The following is a 577-nucleotide window of genomic DNA, read 5'->3' on the forward strand; positions in this document are numbered from 1 at the left end:
GCCTTTTCCGCCTCCTTCTTCTTCTCTTTTTTCTACTCCCTTGAGGAAAAGGTGTCAACTTTTTTTATACCACATCAGGAAGGGCAACTTCGATTTCGCGGGCAAGCTGGGCGTCACTGGATTTCTCGATTTGCTCCACGGAGTTCCAGAGGGTGGAGCGGTCTTGAAACTCTGGTGGGGCGTGGGCGGGCAGCATGATTTCTTTGTGAACAATACCGGGTTTATGGGTGAAGTCGTGGGTTCGTCCGTCCCACTCGTTTGTCAGCCGTTCGCCGCTCCGGTAAGCGGCGGCAGCAACAGCCGAACGGCCCACGCTCCGCTTGATGATCTGAATAGGACAGTGAAAAATTGCTATGTGATCGGCCTCCTTCCTCCGCAGTCGGTGGTGGGGGATAACAGGCCAGCGGAAACGGAACAGACGCAAAGCGGGTGTTCCGTTTTTGCTGGCGCATATGGGGTTTGGGGAAGGTACTTCCCCATCGCGTCCGCAGGACGCAACAAGCCCCCGGCAGGGCGCACGACACCGGAACGGTGTATAAGTGCGCCGTCATAAATGACGGACTATCCCTCGTCCCCG

1 pseudogene is annotated in these 577 nt (G+C 56.5%); it reads right to left on the bottom strand.

Features of this window, described 5'->3' with window-relative positions:
- Window positions 1-76 precede the first annotated feature (76 nt).
- Window positions 77-355 (bottom strand): annotated as a pseudogene (locus D1646_RS21335) (MobA/MobL family protein); the annotation flags it as partial.
- Window positions 356-577: the final 222 nt, after the last annotated feature.

Source organism: Pseudoflavonifractor sp. 60, assembly GCF_009911645.1.
Lineage (GTDB): Bacteria > Bacillota > Clostridia > Oscillospirales > Oscillospiraceae > Lawsonibacter.